Here is a 16,180-nt window from a genome sequence, read left to right on the forward strand (position 1 = left end):
ATGAGTAAAAAAGAACGAATTGATGTCCGGCTTGTGCAAGAAGGATTCTTCCCGAGTCGGGAAAAGGCAAGGGCGGCAATTATGGCCGGTCTCGTCTATGTGGGGACGGAACGCTATGATAAGCCCGGTACGAAAGTAGAAACGGATAAAGAACTAAAGGTAAAAGGACAGGTTCATCCGTACGTCAGTCGTGGCGGTCTGAAGCTGGAGAAAGCCATCCGTACATTCGGCATTGACTTGACAGATGCAGTTGTTATGGACATAGGAGCTTCCACGGGTGGTTTTACGGACTGTGCCTTGCAGCACGGCGCACGGCTCGTGTATGCGATTGATGTCGGCTACGGACAGCTCGACTGGTCGCTGCGCCAGGATGAACGGGTTATCGTGATGGAGCGGACGAACTTCCGCCATCTGAAGGCAGACGAATGGGACGGAGAAAAAGTCGGGTTTGCCACGATTGATGTTTCGTTTATTTCCCTGCGCCTGATCTTGCCTGTGCTGAAAGATTTTCTCGATACAGGCGCACGTGTACTTGCACTTGTGAAGCCGCAGTTTGAAGCGGGGCGCGAGCAAGTCGGCAAGCACGGCATTGTTCGGGAGCGTAGTGTGCATGAAGATGTGCTGCGGACGATGATGCGTTTTAGTGATGAGCTGGGCTTCCGCGCACGCGGGCTGTCGTTTTCTCCGATTACAGGTGGGGAAGGAAACATTGAATTCCTCCTCGATCTGGAGTGGGCGAACGAACCGAAACCGGGCACATCCGATGAGCATGAAGCGGACATTGTACGTACCGTACAGGAGGCACATGCAACATTTTAGTGGCGAAAAAGACAGGGCAACCTGTCTTTTTTCTGCATTTTTATGCAGCCGCAGGGGAAAGAAGATATAATGGAGAATAAGAAATTTGTGCAACTCACCCTGTGGATATTGAGGTGTTGGTAGTGAAAACGATAGGAATTGTTATGAATAAAGATAAACCGAATTCCTGGCTGGTTGCCAAGGAGCTGGTACGTTTGCTTGAAGTAAAACAGGCAGGCGTGTATATTGATCATGTGGTGGCCGCTCATATAGGCAGACAGGATCTGGCACTTCCAATTAGTGACTTCCACCAGGTGGTTGACCTGATTTTTGTGCTGGGTGGTGACGGTACGTTGATTGGACTCGCCCGTGAAATCGCCCCGTATTCCATTCCTATTCTCGGTATTAACCTCGGGCATTTAGGCTTTTTGTCTGAGTCGGAACCGGACGATCTACCGGATGCCGTTGATCGAATTTTACACGGGGATTATTGTGTGGAAGAACGCATGATGCTCGAGACGGAAGTAAGGCGTGCAGGGGAGATCATTCATCACTCTATTGCCTTAAATGATATTGGCATTGCTAAGGGAAGCTTCGGGCGCATGATCAAATGTCACGTATATGCGGATGATTTGTTTGCCGGAACGTATAACGGTGACGGCATTATTATCTCGACACCGACTGGCTCTACTGCGTATTCTCTGTCAGCGGGTGGCCCGATTGTAGTGCCCCATATTAATGTGATTCTATTGACACCAGTTGCACCGCATTCTCTGACAGCCCGCCCGCTCGTTTTGCCTGCGGAAGGAGTGCTGCAAGTCAAGGTAGATGCGACGCATACAGATATTGGTCTAACCATAGATGGCCAGATTGGGTATCCACTTGAGCTTGAAGATGAAATTATCATTCGTCGTTCTTCTCATATTACCTCATTGATTAAGTGGAAGGAACGGAGCTTTTTTGAAGTTGTACGCAAGAAACTACAAGGGGAGACAGACTAAAAATGGATGAACATCAAACACAGGACGCGCTGTCCGGCGGCAAGACGATGAACAAAGGGCAGCGTCATATTAAAATTCGGGAGATCATCACCCGTAATGATGTAGAGACACAGGATGAACTGGTTGAGCTGCTTTGTGAGGCAGGATTCAACGTAACACAGGCTACCGTGTCGCGCGATATTAAAGAGCTTCATCTCGTCAAAGTTCCGACGAATGATGGACGTTATAAATATTCATTGCCAGCAGACCAGCGCTTCAACCCACAGCACAAGCTGAAACGAACGCTCATTGATAGCTTTATTTGCATTGACCAGGCAGACAATCTTCTGGTCATGAAGACAATGCCGGGCAATGCGAACGCCATTGGAGCATTAATTGATAATCTGGAATGGCCGGAAATTCTAGGCACGATTTGCGGCGATGATACGATTCTCATTATTTGTCGTTCAACAGACTATGCGACCGCGATGTCCCAGCGGTTCATCGATATGCTGTAGCGCAACAGGAGGGCCTTCACACATGCTGCTTGAGCTTACCATCAAAAATTTTGCGGTTATTAAAGAGGTCTCCGTTTCATTTGGACGGGGACTTACCATTTTGACAGGGGAAACCGGAGCGGGGAAATCCATTCTGATTGATGCGATCGGCATGCTGCTTGGCGGACGTGGCTCAGCAGATTACGTTCGCTACGGCTGTAAAAAGGCGGAAATTGAAGGGTTGTTTGATTTTGTGGATGACGCTCCCGCCCTCGCGATGTTACGTGAAATTGGCGTAGAGACAGAAGAGGGCATGATGATTGTACGCCGGGAAGTGATGAGCAGCGGCAAGACGGTCTGTCGTATTAACGGGCAGCTTGTTACGTTAGCAATGCTTCGAGAAGTCGCGCCGTGGCTGATCAACATTCATGGCCAGCATGAGCACCAATCGCTTATGCAGGGGGATCGTCACCTTGAATGGCTGGATGCATTCGGTGATGAGAAGTCGGCTCGTACGAAGCAGGAATTCGGAAAGTTGTACGGACAGTATAAGCAGATTCGCTCTGAACTTGAATACATATCCACCAATGAACGCGAGCTTGTACAGCGCATGGATATGCTTCGTTTCCAGCTGCAGGAGATTGTCGAAGCTGATCTGAAGCCGCTCGAAGATGAGGAGCTGCAAAAGGAGAAGAAGCGACTGTCTGGCGGTGAAAAAATGGTGCGTGGCTTAGAAGATGCGTACCGCTCTCTCGTCGGAGAACAGCGAGGTGTGGACTGGATTAGCAATACCATGAGCAATCTGGAGAGTGTGCTTGCGTACGATGAAGAATTGAAGGAAACGTATCAGATGGTCGAACAGGCGTTTTATCAGATGGAAGAAGCGGCTCGTTCGATTCGTTCGTATCGAGATAACATTGAATTTGATCCGGAGCGACTGTCACAGATCGAAAGCCGCCTTGACGAGATCAATCGGCTGAAGCGGAAGTACGGTCTATCTGTGGATGAGATTCTGGAATATGGGGCATCAATTGAAGATGAACTCGACCAGATGGAAAATCGGGAGAGCCGGATTGAAGCGTTGAATAAGAAACTAAAAGAAGCAGCGCTTGACTTAGCGGTAGAAGCACAGGAATTGTCCGAGCTTCGCCGCCGGATCGCATCTGAGCTTGCCACATCCATCGAACAGGAACTGCGGGATTTGCATATGTCCCGCGCTCGATTTGAAGTGGCGGTCACCCAAATCGAGGACGAGCACGGTCTCGATGTGAACGGCAGTCGTGTACGAGTAACCGGCACGGGCATTGATCAGGTAGAGTTCCTGATCGCACCGAATCCGGGAGAACCCCTGCGTCCAGTAACAAAAATCGCATCCGGTGGTGAACTTTCGCGCATTATGCTGGCAATGAAGACCATTCTTGCGGATGCGGAACGGATTGACACGATGATTTTTGATGAAGTGGATACCGGGGTAAGTGGACGTGCTGCGCAGGCTATCGCTGAGAAGCTTGTACGTGTCTCTCGCAGACGGCAGGTTCTCTCCATTACGCATTTGCCGCAGGTGGCGAGCATGGCGGATACGCACCTCTACATTGAGAAGCATATGAATGAAACCGAAACCGAAACGCATGTTACAGCACTCTCGCATGAAGAACGAGTCATTGAACTGGCCCGCATGCTCGGTGGAGCGCAGGTGACCGAGACAACAAAAGATAACGCTCGCGAAATGTTGGCACAGGCAGATGCATTAAAAAAGGAAATGCAGGAATAAGATCACGGAAGAGATTGTTTAGAGTGAGCGAGTTATAAATGCACGGCAGTCCGGCAACATTAGTAGTACAGATAAAATGGAGGTGTAGGTAGGGAACGTGTAGGAGCGTGATGACCCGTTGAACACCCGTAACAAACAGAAAATGATCATTGGCTGCTTTGTACTTGTACTCGCTCTTTTCACTTTCTCTTCAGCCCCTTTTCAGCAGTTCGCCTCATTTCCGGAAAAAATCCGCATGTTCCAGGGGTCGCTTACGGAGCTGTCACTGACCATGCCGGTTACCGCTACCGTTGAAACGAGTGATCCGGATGTTGTGCATGTAGCCGCTGCTGTAGATCAGCAGGTGGACTTGCGTCATCCGCTTACCATTCAGCCAGGGCATCCGGGAGATGCGAAGGTGATGTTGAAAGTTGCCAATATCCCGGTGAAAACCGTTGATGTGGAAGTGTTGCCGGACTTGAAAGTTATCCCAGGTGGACAGTCCATTGGTGTGCAACTACAGACGGTTGGGGTTCTTGTTGTCGGTCATCATCTTGTCGAAAGCCGTGGACAGAAGACCTCGCCTGGAGAGCAGGCAGATGTGAAAGTCGGGGATATGATTACGCGCATTAATGGTACCGAGATTCACGGCATGAGCCAGGTGGGAAAGCTCATCAATGAATCCGGCCGCAACGGAAAAAAGGTCGAGTTGACTGTCCTACGCGGCAAGCAAACACTCAGAACGGAGCTTGTCCCAGCTCTTGATGAGAAAGAAAACATGTACCGTATGGGACTCTACATTCGTGATTCGGCTGCAGGTGTTGGCACGCTGACTTTTTATGAACCGCAGAGCACAAAATACGGTGCGCTTGGGCATGTGATCTCGGATGTCGACACAGGAAAACCGATTACAGTCGGCGGCGGGCATGTAATTCAGTCAAGTGTTACCTCGATTGAAAAAGGTGAAAGCGGTGCGCCAGGCGAGAAGTTCGCCATTTTTAAGAACGAGCGAGTAAAGCTCGGTTCAATCGAGAAGAACACGCCATTCGGCATTTTTGGTACCATGCGTCAACTTCCAGATAACACTATAGGTAAAAAGCCGATTCCCGTTGGATTAAGTGAACAGGTCAAGCCGGGACCGGCCGAGATTTATACGGTGGTCGATGGGCAGAAAGTAGAGAAGTTCAAAATCGAAATCGTAAATGTGATTCCACAAAAATATCCGTCCACTAAGGGGCTTATCCTGAAAGTAACTGACCCGGTGCTCCTGAAAAAAACGGGTGGTATTGTACAGGGGATGAGTGGGAGTCCGATTATTCAGGACGGTAAACTAGTTGGTGCTGTCACACACGTATTTGTGAACGATCCGACAAGCGGCTATGGCACCTACATTGAGTGGATGCTACAGGACGCAGGAATCGACATTCGGAACCGAGCTGAACAGCAGAGCAGGGCGAGTTAATGCCCTGCTTTTTCTTTTTATTGAAGATTCCGTCGAAAAGAAAAGAGATCCGTCGAAAACTATTGTAAGGAGGCTGGAAGGATATACATGCGTAACGTCGAAATTTACGAAAGAGGAATGAATGTGTACATAGATGTAATTTACACAGGGATTTACAGTCGTGTGCTGTGAAAATATAATAGATAGCAGGCAAAAAAAGGAGCGAGCGTACTTTGAAAAAAATTCAAGTGATTCTTGCGGATGATAATCGCGAGTTTACAGAGTTGCTTCAGGAATACCTGAACGCACAGGAAGACATCGAAGTAGTCGGTGTCGCATTTAACGGGAATGAAGTGCTCAATCTAATGAGCCATACGTTGCCGGATGTGTTGATTCTTGACATCGTTATGCCGCACCTGGACGGACTGGCTGTGCTTGAACAGATCCGAAATATGAAGCTGCCGGTTATGCCGAAAATCATCATGCTGACAGCGTTTGGTCAGGAAGAAATCACAAAGAAAGCAGTCGAATTGGGCGTTTCTTATTATATTTTGAAACCGTTTGATATGGAAGTACTAGTGAATCGCTTGCGCCAGGTCGTGGGTGTATCCGCTGTCGTGACATCTTCTATACATATGTTGCGTCCACCGGCACTACCGCCAAAAGGAAAAACACTGGACCAGAATATCACGAATATTATTCATGAGATTGGTGTGCCTGCTCATATTAAAGGATATCTATATCTGCGGGAAGCGATTACGATGGTGTATAATGATGTGGAGTTACTTGGGTCCATCACAAAAATTTTGTACCCGGAAATCGCAAAGAAATTTAACACGACCGCCAGCCGTGTAGAGCGTGCCATTCGCCATGCAATTGAAGTGGCATGGAATCGCGGAAATATGGAATCGATTGCCCGCCTATTCGGCTATACGGTAAGCAATGCAAAGGCGAAGCCCACCAATTCAGAGTTCATTGCGATGGTGGCGGATAAGCTGCGAATTGAGCATCATGTGTCATGATGTAGAATGAGATGAATAAGCGGCAGACTGGTATGCAGTCCGCCGCTTATTTTATACGAAAATGTTCCTTTTCGTTGAAAATGCTTTGTAAACATGGTATTTTTAGCTATGGTTATGGAAAGTAAGGGGGTATATGCTTGTGCGACTGAAAAAAGCCTATATGATTATTTCCATCATTATGGTGCTGTCCCTGGTGTTGTCCATGATTTTGCCGTTTATTCGGGGATAGATCCAATTAGTGCGAAGTAAGAGTCCGGTAATGCAGATTCAGCTTTTCATCCAACAATTGGCTGATGCGTACAACGTCCGGGTCGGTCAAATTCTTTTTCTCACGAGCGATATTGTGCATGAGATCGCGTAAGGACTGAATTTCGTGCTGGAGGACATGCAGGCAAGGGGACGATTCAATCGTAGACATGACATGTTCGACCTCCTTCATTAAAAGCAGTATATGCGGGAAGAACATGCAATATGTACATAAGAAGAGTGATTACAAACTTAAGGAGGATATGACAGAATGAATTTATTGAAAGATAAAAATATCGTAGTAATGGGCGTCGCGAATAAGCGCAGTATTGCATGGGGAATTGCCCAGTCATTGAATGCAGCGGGAGCGAATCTCATTTTTACATATCAGGGAGAGCGCCTGAAGGAAAACGTGCAGGAACTGGTTGAGACACTGGGTCAGAAGCGCACAATTCTTATTCCTTGTGACGTAACGAATGATGAAGATGTTCGGACTGCGTTTGCCAGCATTAAAGAAGAAGTGGGTGTGCTGCATGGTCTCGCGCATTGCATTGCCTACGCGAAAACGGAAGATCTGGAAGGCAACTTCAGCGCTACATCCCGTGACGGATTCGCACTGGCGCATGATATTAGTGCGTACTCGTTCGTGTCCGTATCGAACGCGGCGCGTGAGCTGATGACAGAAGGTGGAAGCCTTGTAACCCTGACATACCTTGGCGGTGAACGCGTCGTGCCGAATTACAACGTGATGGGTGTGGCGAAAGCAGCGCTTGAGATGAGTGTTCGTTATCTGGCATCTGATCTGGGCAAGGAGAACATTCGTGTGAATGCAATCTCAGCCGGTCCGATTCGCACGCTTGCTGCGAAAGGCATTCGCAACTTCAATGATCTGACAAAGAATGTGCCGGAGAAAGCACCGCTTGGCCGCACGATTGATCAGAGCGAAGTAGGGGATGCTGCGTTGTTCTTATTCAGCCATCTGTCACGCGGCATTACAGGGGAAGTGCTGCATGTAGATGCAGGCTTCAATGTAATGGCATAAGGCATATACAAACAGTTTTGAAAAAGACGGGATTTCCCGTCTTTTTTTCCGTTATACTAAGAACATCACAAAATTCGGATGAGGTGAAAGAGATGAGAGCAGATTTACATTCGCATACAACGGCGTCAGATGGAACATTTACACCACGCCAGGTAGTCGAGCGGGCAAAAGCAAAAGGGCTTGCCGTACTTTCCATTACCGATCATGATACGGTGGCGGGGCTTTCGGAAGCGCAGGCAGCCGGGATGGAGCACGGGATTGAGATTGTGCCGGGAATTGAGATCAGTTCCATTTATAAGGGTCGTGATGTGCATGTGCTTGGCTATTATATGAATATAGCAGACGAAGTATTTCTTGCCCGGCTCACAGAGCTGCGCGATGTGCGCCAGTTGCGCAATAAGATGATCATAGCCCGGCTTGCGGAGCTTAACATTCACATTACGCTTGCAGAAGTTGCGGCGCGCAAAAAAGAAACAGTCGGCAATGTTGGTCGCCCCCATATTGCAGAAGTTCTCATCGAGAAAGGAATTGTTTCTTCTATGGAAGAAGCATTCACCCGTTACTTGGGCAGTACGGGAGCTGCGTATGTCAATCCGCCGCGCATCACACCGGAGGAAGCGATTGATCTCATTCATGCGGCAGGAGGCGTGGCCGTGCTTGCGCATCCGGGTCTGTACAAAAATCCTGAACTTGTCCGCACGCTTATTGTGCATGGGCTTGATGGCATTGAAGTATATCATCCGGATAATAACACGGAGGATGAGGTGCTGTATAGCGCACTAGCAGATGAAGCGGGGATTAGTAAAACGTCCGGCTCTGATTTTCACGGTATGCGGAGCGGTGTCGTGTTTCATGCTGATCTTGGGGACAGATCCGCTCCCCTTACTACTGTACAGGAACTACGGCAGCGTGCTGAAAAGCGTCAGGCTGCCGTATAGCTCTATTTATATTTTTGTATAGCATCTCTCTTTTCTGCACACGTTATAAAGTAGGAAAGGAGATGAAAGAATGGGAATTGTGTATAGCGTTATTTTATCATTCATTGCACTTCTTCTATTATTTGGAGCAAGCTATCTGCTGGCGGTACTTATGAATAAAGCGGTGGCAAGTACAGAATGGCAAACAGCTCACGAATCAGCTCATACAGGAGTTGAGAGTCTGGAGAAGGAGCAGAAAGATCGGTGTTAGTGCCGATCTTTTTTTGTGCCCGTTTTCTACTTTTTGCATGTAAATAAAGGGAATCATGTCATCGTTTTCTATTGAATATGATATGATAAATAGTACGAGTAAGTTTGCGAGTACTTGTCATCGTGGCGCATAGTGGGAAGGGGATAAACAGGATGAAGAGACAAATACACAGCAGAGAAGTAAAAGCGGCGGCTTTGCAGCGGCTCGCTGAACGTGGCGTAACCGTAGAGGATATCGCCGAAGTGGTCTACTTGATGCAGGCGCCGTACAATGTAGGTCTTAAAATACAGGCATGTATTGAAAGCGTTCACGCCGTTCTAGAAAAGCGGGAAATTCAGCACGCGATTCTTGTTGGGACTGAACTTGATATTATGGCTGAGAAGAATATGTTATCTGAGCCGTTGCAATCTATCATTGCAGCGGATGAAGGGTTGTTTGGTTGTGATGAAACGCTTGCTCTCGGTTCCGTGCTTGGATATGGGAGTATTGCAGTGACGACATTCGGGCATCTTGATAAGCAAAAAATCGGCATTATTAAGCGTTTGGATACGAAGCGAGGAGGAGGAATCCATACATTCCTTGATGACCTCGTAGCAAGCATTGCAGCATCCGCATCAGGCCGGATGGCACATCGTCTGCGTGATGAACAGGAGCGAGAAGAAGAGCGCCAGTCCGAGCTGCAGGCTAATGATGAGCAGGTTGGATGAATACACATAAGACGTCCGGGGATACCGGGCGTTTTTTTGAGTTTTTATATAATCGTAACGTGTGGACTGGCTTTGAAACTGGCTTACGGATAAGCCCGCCGTGCATATACTACTGTGAAGCATACATAAGGAGGCGGTACTGTGAACGAAGGAGTGGTTCAACAAGTCTTGTTCGTCGGAGCATCTGTGGTGATGGACGTATGGAATTACCATCTTGCCTGGCGTATCTCGATTGATTTGCCGCATGATCCCCCGTTTATCCCACCGGTAGATCCTCCTGAAGACCGGGTAGCTTAGCGAAACAAAGCAGCCTTTTGTACGTATAACTGTGTAGGATGATAGAACGGAGAAGAGGGAAATAATGAAAGCGAAAGCGCTCATACTACTTGCATTGCTGTGTATGTCCAGTGTGGCTACAGCAGCTTCAGGAGGGGAATATCTCGGAAAATACCCCATAGTGGATGTGAAATGGAACGGGACAGCATTTGGCCTGGATGGTCAACCGCCTGCTATTGATTTGGAGGGTGTAACGATGGCTCCACTCGCTGAACTGGCGAAAAAGACGGGGGCCTTTCTTTCCAAAGATAAGGAAGACGGGACGATCAATGTCGTAAAACCGAATGTGAATATGATTGTGGCAGCGGGAATTCAGGAAGCCGGAGATAAAGAATACAGCATTCGTTCTCCTTTTATGGCGGTAGCGACAGGTAGCAAAGCGTCATTTGATGTGTTTGCTGATATTGATAATGCGCCCCCAGACAGCGTGCTCGTTTTCAAAATCGTGGTTCGTGATCCTTCTGGAGCGGAGCAGTACGTCAGTTATCCGCAGAACTATTCGACAGCCCGGAATGGAACGGCTTTTCTGTATACGCATAATGTAAAAGGGATGGACTTTCGGCAGGCTGGAGATTATCGGGTACAATTGATTATGAAGCGGGATTCAGATGAAGAGTACATGATAGTTGGAGAGAATCTCATACATGCCCAATAGTCTTTTGCCTGTCCTTGTATTTCTATTCCATGTAAACGATGGTATAATAATAGCTACTATCGTTAGGAATTTTTAGCAGTGTCTACTTTATTATAGAAAGGAAAGAGAGCAGCGGATGAAAGCGAAGCCTAAGAGGCGTGCGTCCAGTACAGATATGGATGGTCCGAGTCTACGTGTCGCATGGAAAGATACACAATCGCTTGTAGCAGTATGGGATGTAGGAGAACAGCAGAGGAAGGCTATTGAGGAATGGTTTACGATTCCAGTGGGAGAGTTGCCATTCGTGCTTCGGCTGTACGATATTACGGACAGAATGATCAAGAATGATGGACTGGATACGTACGTTGATTTCGATATCAATTTCCAGTGCGCGAATTGGCTTTTGTACGGGGTTGAGTCTCAGCGCAAGTATTGTGTGGAACTGGGAGTGCGCATGATTGACGGTCGGTATTATTCGCTGAAACGATCCGATCAGATCCTTCCCTATGTAGGGTAGTAAGGTTTGGAAAAGGGAGCAGCTCTGTCTGCTCTTTTTTTTATATTACATTATAGAGAAAGAAAAAGGCTGGGGGATATTGATGAACCACGAACAAAGGGCCAAAGAAGCACTTATGGGTGCGATCACTGTGCAAGAGTTGGCAGATTATTTACAGACTGAAGGGTATAAGGCGGTACAGGCTGTAATTTTTTATTTGGAAAAGGAGCTTAGAGCTGCTGTAGATGAAGCAGGACTTGCGGCCTGGGAGGAGGCATTCGAGCGGGCATACGCCGCTGTGCCCACTCCGGGTCAGTACAGTCCATCCTGGCATGATATTTGGGACGAGCTTAGGGCTGTACAGCAGGGGAAAACAAAAGTATTGGCACGAGTGGCACCAGAGGAGCGCACAGGTGTGTGGCAGGTAACCTTTGATAATCCGTATTCTACAGAGGGAGTGGTCTGTCATCCTGGACTTTCCCTTGCAGATGCTGCGTATTTGTATGCTGGATATCGGTATAACTTGAAGAAAAATGAACACGTATGCTTGCAGAAAGTACAGACATACGCAGATGAGGCAGGAGAATAGCACAACTAAAACAGCTGTATGGGTCAATGGCCCATACAGCTGTTTTAGTTGGATTATTTACGCGGATTGAAATACATAACACGATTGTTAAACAGATGCAACTCGGCTTTGTATTCGCTTGCAAGGTAGCGACATAGCTCATTAGCCTTACCTTTATCTCCATGTGTAGATTGTTCGGTAAGTGTGATCTGTATGTATGACTGCTCTTTTGGAACGGTACGTGTGCGCGTTTGGCCTTCATGATCTGGATCTGCTTCTGTGACGGTCTGCTCAATTGTACGTGTTCCTACTCCGATCAGGATGTAGCGGTACAGAGTCTCATCGATTCCTTTAAGATAAAACCATTGCCCCTGCCCTTCCGGTTTTTCCTGAATGGTATATGGGAAGGCAAACTGGCCATACGCCCAGTCCAGCTGCGTTCCTGTTTTTTTGAGGATGGTTGTATACTGGTCTAGCTTCTGCTTCACATCATCTACAGAGGCCTGTGCGACCGTAGAACCTTCCACAAATGTGATATAAGCGCTTCTGCTCACAGTTTCTCACTCCCACTTGGATTTTTCGTCCATCTAACGTTGAGTTTAGCATTGGAGGGATACTTTGGCAACTGATCTTCCTCCGAAAAAATGGGGATAATCAAGAATTAAGTTGTTGACTAAATTTTTAGAAAAATGTACTATTATATAGTAGATAAAATAATTAGAATATAGGAATATTTATTGGAGGGGGAAGGAGAGGCGTATCATGGATAACAAAGAAAGTCACAGTCAGCATGACTTGCATCAAGTTTTGAACACGCTGCGCGCGATCGCAGTTGTAAATAAGGACGATTGGGAGGCAGCAGCCCGGAAGTTGGGGCTTGACTCAGCTGTTCAGCTGAATATTCTGTCAATTGTATATTCTTATGAAGGGGTGCGCGTTACGCAGATTGCGGATTGGACGTTCTGGCACCCTTCATCTGTTGTCATTCATGTAAAGAAGATGATGGAGAAGGGACTTGTAACGATTGGGAAGAGCGATAAGGATGGTCGAGTTGTTAATGTGTTTTTGACCGACCGTGGCCGAGAAATTGTGGAACTCAATGAAGGGCAGGCACCAGACGTATTTCGGATTACGAATGCGCTTGCGAGTCTGGAGCTTCGTTATGGACGCAATGTATCGGCTCTTTTCTATGAGTGCCTTGATTTTCTTGCAGAGGAACTGCATGGACCAGAAAAGATTTACTGGCTACGGGACAGTGAGAAGAACAACCGTAGCATAGCTGCGACATAACCGATATGAAACATATTGCAGTTGCTCACTTATATAAAGAGAAATAAAGAAAACCGCCTTCGTAATGGAATGGCGGTTTTTTATAATGAAAGCGCTTAAAAATAGGTAATTTGAAATATTTCGTTATATGGTCCCTTTATGATAAGATAAACGAAAGAAGTTAATCCATAGTGGACAAGGAGGTTTCAAAAACATGTTCGAAAGATTGTACAGTACATCAGAATCAACGAAAGTAAACTTTGTTGGCTTCGTATCCGAGAATGCCCGTTATGATTTTGGCATTGTTTACACGAACCAGTTTTTTGGAAAACCTCTGGTCATCTGCATGCAGACAGGACGTTCCTCCCTTATGTGCGCGGAAGATGCGCAAAACCTTGACGTTCTGAAAAGAAAATTTGCCATTTCTACTGAGGATGAGGCACGTGAACTGGCTGTCTTCTTAGAAAGCCAGCTGCCGCATACCGATCATGCCATGACGCAATATTAACGTTTCGTACAATGCTATACACTATATCGTACGTACAGAAGCTGTCTTACAGTCGTTGCATATGACGATTGAGACAGCTTCTTTTTGCGTTGAGCATGGCTAAGCATCATGTAAAAAAGGGCTAAAATACCGGTTGACGACATTAGTATGTCATATTATAGTAATGATATAACATATTGAGCGCGAATAAGCGAGGAGGAACCGGCTGTGGGAACAATTATTTGCCAGCATTGTGACACAATCATTGAGCATTATGAAACGGAGAAAGTAGAAGTATTGTATGCAAATACATGCGACTGCTCTTCCTGTGGTGAACAGAAATAGTATGACACAATAGAAAAGGAGGCTGTCTCAAAAGCCAGAACATGGCGAACGGGACGGCCCTTTTTTGTAGAATCGACAACGCTTGGTGGTGAGGGAGTGGGAGAAGGGAGGAACCGTTCGCTTGAGTACGCTTGCAGGGAAGCGGCGGCTGTCCGCTCCGTGAGCCCGGCGAACTGGCCCGCAAAGAAAGCCAATGATGTTGATTCACCGAAGGATTGCGGGCAAAGGCTCGTTCACCGTTCTCGCTCCGCTGAGTAGACGCGTACAGGCGCTTTCTTATTCCTCCCTTCTCCCACTCCCTGCACAACGTTTCGGTTTACAAAAAACACGCGACGCCAGAACGGATTTGCTCGGGTCGCCACTGGTTTTTTGGAAGTCTGATTCCTTTGTTTTTTACCTACATAGCAAAGCTCAGCCTCTTGATTATACTTGAAGAGCTTCGTCCAAACTGTGTCAGGAGCGGGATCGGGCGGGGAAACGGAACGCCTGTACACGACTCCCCAGCGGAAGGGGGCTGGCGAATGGGCTTTTGCCCACAATGCTTCTGTGCAAATACATCATGGTCCTCTTTTGTGGGCGAGTTCGTCTGGCACCTGGAGCGGACAGCCCTCACTCCTTAGCGAGCGTACCGAAGTGACGAGGCACCGCCCGATCCCGCTCCTCCACCACACTTTGGAGAAAACCTACACTAAGAAAAAAGAGGCCGTCTCAGTCGCCGTGTTACAGCTTTTGAGACAGCCTCCCCATCGAATTAGCGAATCGCCGGGTTGCGCTTGATGACTTTGATCATCTCAATCGACTCGTCTTCTGGTCCTTGTACCGGCAGTCCAGCTTCTAAGTTCTCGATGATGTAATCAATATTATCTTGTGTAAGCATTTCACCCGGCAGAACAATCGGAATGCCAGGTGGATAAACCATAATAAATTCTGCCATAATGTGTCCGGCTGCTTCGCGCAGCGGCACAAGTTCTGTCTCTGCATAAAAAGCTTCCCGTGGAGAAAGGGCAAGATCCGGGATTTTTGGCAGATGAACGGTTAGCGGTTTAATGGATTCCTTACCCAGTTGAATGCGAGCAAGTTCACGCAGCGCCTGTACGAGTGTCGTCACGGTTAGGATGGAATCTCCCGGTGTCACAATACACAAGATGTTGTATAGATCACTCAGTTCGACTTCGATGTTATATTTCTCACGCAGCCATACTTCTACTTGATGTCCGGTTAAACCAATGCCACGCACCTGGATAATCAGTTTGGATGGGTCCATGTCATATGTGGCAGCACTTCCGAGGATCTCTTCACCCACACAGTACAAACCTGGGATGCTATTGATCTCAGAGCGGGTATGATTCGCGAGCTCAAGTACGTGGTCCATCATCTCTTTGCCGTGTAGAACGAGCTGTTTGCGTGCAGTATCCAGTGAAGCAAGCAGGATATATGATGTAGATGTTGTCGTCAGCATGCTAATTACAGATTTGACCCGGTTCGCCGACACAAGCCCTTCCCGTACGTTCAGCACGGAGCTTTGTGTCATGGAACCGCCAAGCTTATGCACGCTTGTTGCGGCCATATCAGCGCCTGCCTGCATAGCTGACATCGGCAGATCATCATGGAAGTGAATATGAACACCATGCGCTTCATCTACCAGAACAGGGATGCCATGTTCATGGACGACATCCACGATCTCCTTGAGATTGGCCGATACTCCGAAGTACGTTGGATTAATAACAAGTACCGCTTTAGCAGTTGGATGCTGCTTAAGTGCGTTGCGGACGGAGTCGGTTGTGATGCCATGTGCTAGCCCCAGATTCGGGTCCATGACGGGATGGACGAATACGGGGATCGCGCCTGCAAAAATAACGGCAGACAGGATCGATTTATGCACGTTGCGGGGCACGATAATTTTCTCACCTGGCCCGACAACTGACATAATCATCGTCATAATGGCTCCGCTTGTTCCCTGAATAGAGAAAAACGTATAGTCAGCGCCAAACGCCTCCGCTGCGAGGTCCTGTGCTTCTTTGATTATTTTTTTCGGATGGTGTAGATCGTCGAGCGGCGCGATGTTAATCAGGTCAATCGACAGCGCGTTCTGCCCGATGAATTCGCGGAATTCCGGATACATACCTGAGCCTTTTTTATGCCCCGGAATATGGAATTGAATCGGATTGCGCCGTGCATGCTCTACAAGCCCTGTAAACAGGGGAGTTTTTGTCTGATCCACTGCTTCATTCCCCATTTCTTCTATCTTCTCGCCTATACGAGCGGCGATTTATTCGCAAGCTTGCAAACATAATTGAGTATAACAAATGCTCTCACAATTTTCATCCTGAATCCTATTTTTATCATTCCAAAAAAACAGACAGGATTTTGGTAT

20 protein-coding genes are annotated in these 16,180 nt (G+C 47.5%); 17 read left to right on the forward strand and 3 right to left on the reverse strand.

Features of this window, described 5'->3' with window-relative positions:
- The 6 genes from CB4_RS07990 to spo0A all read left to right on the forward strand — a co-directional run bounded on the left by CB4_RS07990 (window position 1) and on the right by spo0A (window position 6,488).
- Complete coding sequence (locus CB4_RS07990) at window positions 1-819, forward strand: TlyA family RNA methyltransferase (protein WP_096464772.1); 819 nt, start codon at window positions 1-3, stop codon at window positions 817-819.
- Window positions 820-941: 122 nt separating this feature from the next.
- Window positions 942-1,799, forward strand: a complete 858-nt coding sequence (locus CB4_RS07995; protein WP_096467679.1) for an NAD(+)/NADH kinase — start codon at window positions 942-944, stop codon at window positions 1,797-1,799.
- 47 nt (window positions 1,800-1,846) lie between these two features.
- A complete protein-coding gene (ahrC, locus tag CB4_RS08000) occupies window positions 1,847-2,296 on the forward strand; it encodes a transcriptional regulator AhrC/ArgR (protein WP_096467680.1) in 450 nt (149 codons plus the stop codon).
- Between the two features lie 22 nt (window positions 2,297-2,318).
- Window positions 2,319-4,046, forward strand: a complete 1,728-nt coding sequence (gene recN / locus CB4_RS08005; protein WP_096464774.1) for a DNA repair protein RecN — start codon at window positions 2,319-2,321, stop codon at window positions 4,044-4,046.
- A gap of 118 nt (window positions 4,047-4,164) precedes the next feature.
- Window positions 4,165-5,487, forward strand: a complete 1,323-nt coding sequence (spoIVB, locus tag CB4_RS08010) for a SpoIVB peptidase (protein WP_096464776.1) — start codon at window positions 4,165-4,167, stop codon at window positions 5,485-5,487.
- A gap of 212 nt (window positions 5,488-5,699) precedes the next feature.
- Entirely contained in the window at window positions 5,700-6,488 is a 789-nt protein-coding gene (spo0A, locus tag CB4_RS08015) for a sporulation transcription factor Spo0A (RefSeq protein WP_096464778.1), read from the forward strand.
- A gap of 235 nt (window positions 6,489-6,723) precedes the next feature.
- Here spo0A and CB4_RS08020 read toward each other — a convergent pair whose 3' ends face one another.
- Window positions 6,724-6,906 (reverse strand): aspartyl-phosphate phosphatase Spo0E family protein, encoded by a 183-nt coding sequence (locus CB4_RS08020; protein ID WP_110546198.1) that lies wholly within the window; start codon window positions 6,904-6,906, stop codon window positions 6,724-6,726.
- Between the two features lie 99 nt (window positions 6,907-7,005).
- On the opposite strand from CB4_RS08020, the gene fabI reads away from it, so the two are divergent.
- From fabI to CB4_RS08055, 8 genes are all read left to right on the forward strand, one after another.
- Window positions 7,006-7,776: an enoyl-ACP reductase FabI gene (gene fabI / locus CB4_RS08025; protein WP_096464782.1), complete on the forward strand. Its 771-nt coding sequence runs from the start codon at window positions 7,006-7,008 to the stop codon at window positions 7,774-7,776.
- A 92-nt stretch (window positions 7,777-7,868) separates the two neighbouring features.
- Window positions 7,869-8,714, forward strand: coding sequence for a PHP domain-containing protein (locus CB4_RS08030; protein WP_096464784.1), 846 nt, complete (start codon window positions 7,869-7,871; stop codon window positions 8,712-8,714).
- A gap of 70 nt (window positions 8,715-8,784) precedes the next feature.
- Complete coding sequence (locus CB4_RS08035) at window positions 8,785-8,964, forward strand: hypothetical protein (protein WP_096464786.1); 180 nt, start codon at window positions 8,785-8,787, stop codon at window positions 8,962-8,964.
- A 152-nt stretch (window positions 8,965-9,116) separates the two neighbouring features.
- The gene (locus tag CB4_RS08040; RefSeq protein WP_096464788.1) at window positions 9,117-9,671 is read left to right on the forward strand and encodes a phosphatidylglycerophosphatase A family protein; all 555 of its coding nucleotides are present in this window, start codon (window positions 9,117-9,119) and stop codon (window positions 9,669-9,671) included.
- A gap of 141 nt (window positions 9,672-9,812) precedes the next feature.
- Window positions 9,813-9,968 (forward strand): hypothetical protein, encoded by a 156-nt coding sequence (locus CB4_RS20890; protein ID WP_157737869.1) that lies wholly within the window; start codon window positions 9,813-9,815, stop codon window positions 9,966-9,968.
- A 64-nt stretch (window positions 9,969-10,032) separates the two neighbouring features.
- Window positions 10,033-10,662: a hypothetical protein gene (locus CB4_RS08045; protein WP_096464790.1), complete on the forward strand. Its 630-nt coding sequence runs from the start codon at window positions 10,033-10,035 to the stop codon at window positions 10,660-10,662.
- Between the two features lie 115 nt (window positions 10,663-10,777).
- A complete protein-coding gene (locus CB4_RS08050) occupies window positions 10,778-11,158 on the forward strand; it encodes a DUF4912 domain-containing protein (RefSeq protein ID WP_096464792.1) in 381 nt (126 codons plus the stop codon).
- An 82-nt stretch (window positions 11,159-11,240) separates the two neighbouring features.
- On the forward strand, window positions 11,241-11,726 hold the full coding sequence (locus CB4_RS08055) for a hypothetical protein (protein WP_096464794.1): 486 nt from the start codon (window positions 11,241-11,243) through the stop codon (window positions 11,724-11,726).
- Between the two features lie 53 nt (window positions 11,727-11,779).
- On the opposite strand, the gene CB4_RS08060 is transcribed toward CB4_RS08055, so the two are convergent.
- Complete coding sequence (locus CB4_RS08060) at window positions 11,780-12,259, reverse strand: DUF1885 family protein (RefSeq protein ID WP_096464796.1); 480 nt, start codon at window positions 12,257-12,259, stop codon at window positions 11,780-11,782.
- A gap of 208 nt (window positions 12,260-12,467) precedes the next feature.
- Here CB4_RS08060 and CB4_RS08065 point away from each other — a divergent pair, with 208 nt between their 5' ends.
- The 3 genes from CB4_RS08065 to CB4_RS08075 all read left to right on the forward strand — a co-directional run bounded on the left by CB4_RS08065 (window position 12,468) and on the right by CB4_RS08075 (window position 13,806).
- A complete protein-coding gene (locus tag CB4_RS08065) occupies window positions 12,468-12,995 on the forward strand; it encodes a MarR family winged helix-turn-helix transcriptional regulator (protein WP_096464798.1) in 528 nt (175 codons plus the stop codon).
- A gap of 193 nt (window positions 12,996-13,188) precedes the next feature.
- Window positions 13,189-13,482 (forward strand): DUF3055 domain-containing protein, encoded by a 294-nt coding sequence (locus CB4_RS08070; protein ID WP_096464800.1) that lies wholly within the window; start codon window positions 13,189-13,191, stop codon window positions 13,480-13,482.
- A 207-nt stretch (window positions 13,483-13,689) separates the two neighbouring features.
- On the forward strand, window positions 13,690-13,806 hold the full coding sequence (locus CB4_RS08075) for a GapA-binding peptide SR1P (protein WP_110546197.1): 117 nt from the start codon (window positions 13,690-13,692) through the stop codon (window positions 13,804-13,806).
- 751 nt (window positions 13,807-14,557) lie between these two features.
- Here the strand turns inward: CB4_RS08075 and CB4_RS08080 are convergent.
- Window positions 14,558-16,027 carry an aminotransferase class I/II-fold pyridoxal phosphate-dependent enzyme gene (locus CB4_RS08080; RefSeq protein ID WP_096467681.1) on the reverse strand — a complete coding sequence of 490 codons (1,470 nt, stop codon included), beginning with the start codon at window positions 16,025-16,027 and terminating at the stop codon, window positions 14,558-14,560.
- Between the last annotated feature and the right edge of the window lie 153 nt (window positions 16,028-16,180).

It is taken from the genome of Aneurinibacillus soli, from assembly GCF_002355375.1.
In the GTDB taxonomy this organism is placed as follows: domain Bacteria; phylum Bacillota; class Bacilli; order Aneurinibacillales; family Aneurinibacillaceae; genus Aneurinibacillus; species Aneurinibacillus soli.

Excerpts from the sequence above, each read along its gene's own strand:
- CB4_RS08040 (WP_096464788.1), top strand. The coding sequence starts at position 9,117 with ATGAAGAGACAAATACACAGCAGAGAAGTAAAAGCGGCGGCTTTGCAG.
- ahrC (WP_096467680.1), top strand. The coding sequence starts at position 1,847 with ATGAACAAAGGGCAGCGTCATATTAAAATTCGGGAGATCATCACCCGT.
- CB4_RS07990 (WP_096464772.1), top strand. The coding sequence starts at position 1 with ATGAGTAAAAAAGAACGAATTGATGTCCGGCTTGTGCAAGAAGGATTC.
- CB4_RS08050 (WP_096464792.1), top strand. The coding sequence starts at position 10,778 with ATGAAAGCGAAGCCTAAGAGGCGTGCGTCCAGTACAGATATGGATGGT.
- recN (WP_096464774.1), top strand. The coding sequence starts at position 2,319 with ATGCTGCTTGAGCTTACCATCAAAAATTTTGCGGTTATTAAAGAGGTC.
- CB4_RS08065 (WP_096464798.1), top strand. The coding sequence starts at position 12,468 with ATGGATAACAAAGAAAGTCACAGTCAGCATGACTTGCATCAAGTTTTG.
- CB4_RS08070 (WP_096464800.1), top strand. The coding sequence starts at position 13,189 with ATGTTCGAAAGATTGTACAGTACATCAGAATCAACGAAAGTAAACTTT.
- CB4_RS08020 (WP_110546198.1), bottom strand. The coding sequence starts at position 6,906 with ATGTCTACGATTGAATCGTCCCCTTGCCTGCATGTCCTCCAGCACGAA.
- CB4_RS08045 (WP_096464790.1), top strand. The coding sequence starts at position 10,033 with ATGAAAGCGAAAGCGCTCATACTACTTGCATTGCTGTGTATGTCCAGT.
- CB4_RS08030 (WP_096464784.1), top strand. The coding sequence starts at position 7,869 with ATGAGAGCAGATTTACATTCGCATACAACGGCGTCAGATGGAACATTT.
- CB4_RS08055 (WP_096464794.1), top strand. The coding sequence starts at position 11,241 with ATGAACCACGAACAAAGGGCCAAAGAAGCACTTATGGGTGCGATCACT.
- CB4_RS08035 (WP_096464786.1), top strand. The coding sequence starts at position 8,785 with ATGGGAATTGTGTATAGCGTTATTTTATCATTCATTGCACTTCTTCTA.
- fabI (WP_096464782.1), top strand. The coding sequence starts at position 7,006 with ATGAATTTATTGAAAGATAAAAATATCGTAGTAATGGGCGTCGCGAAT.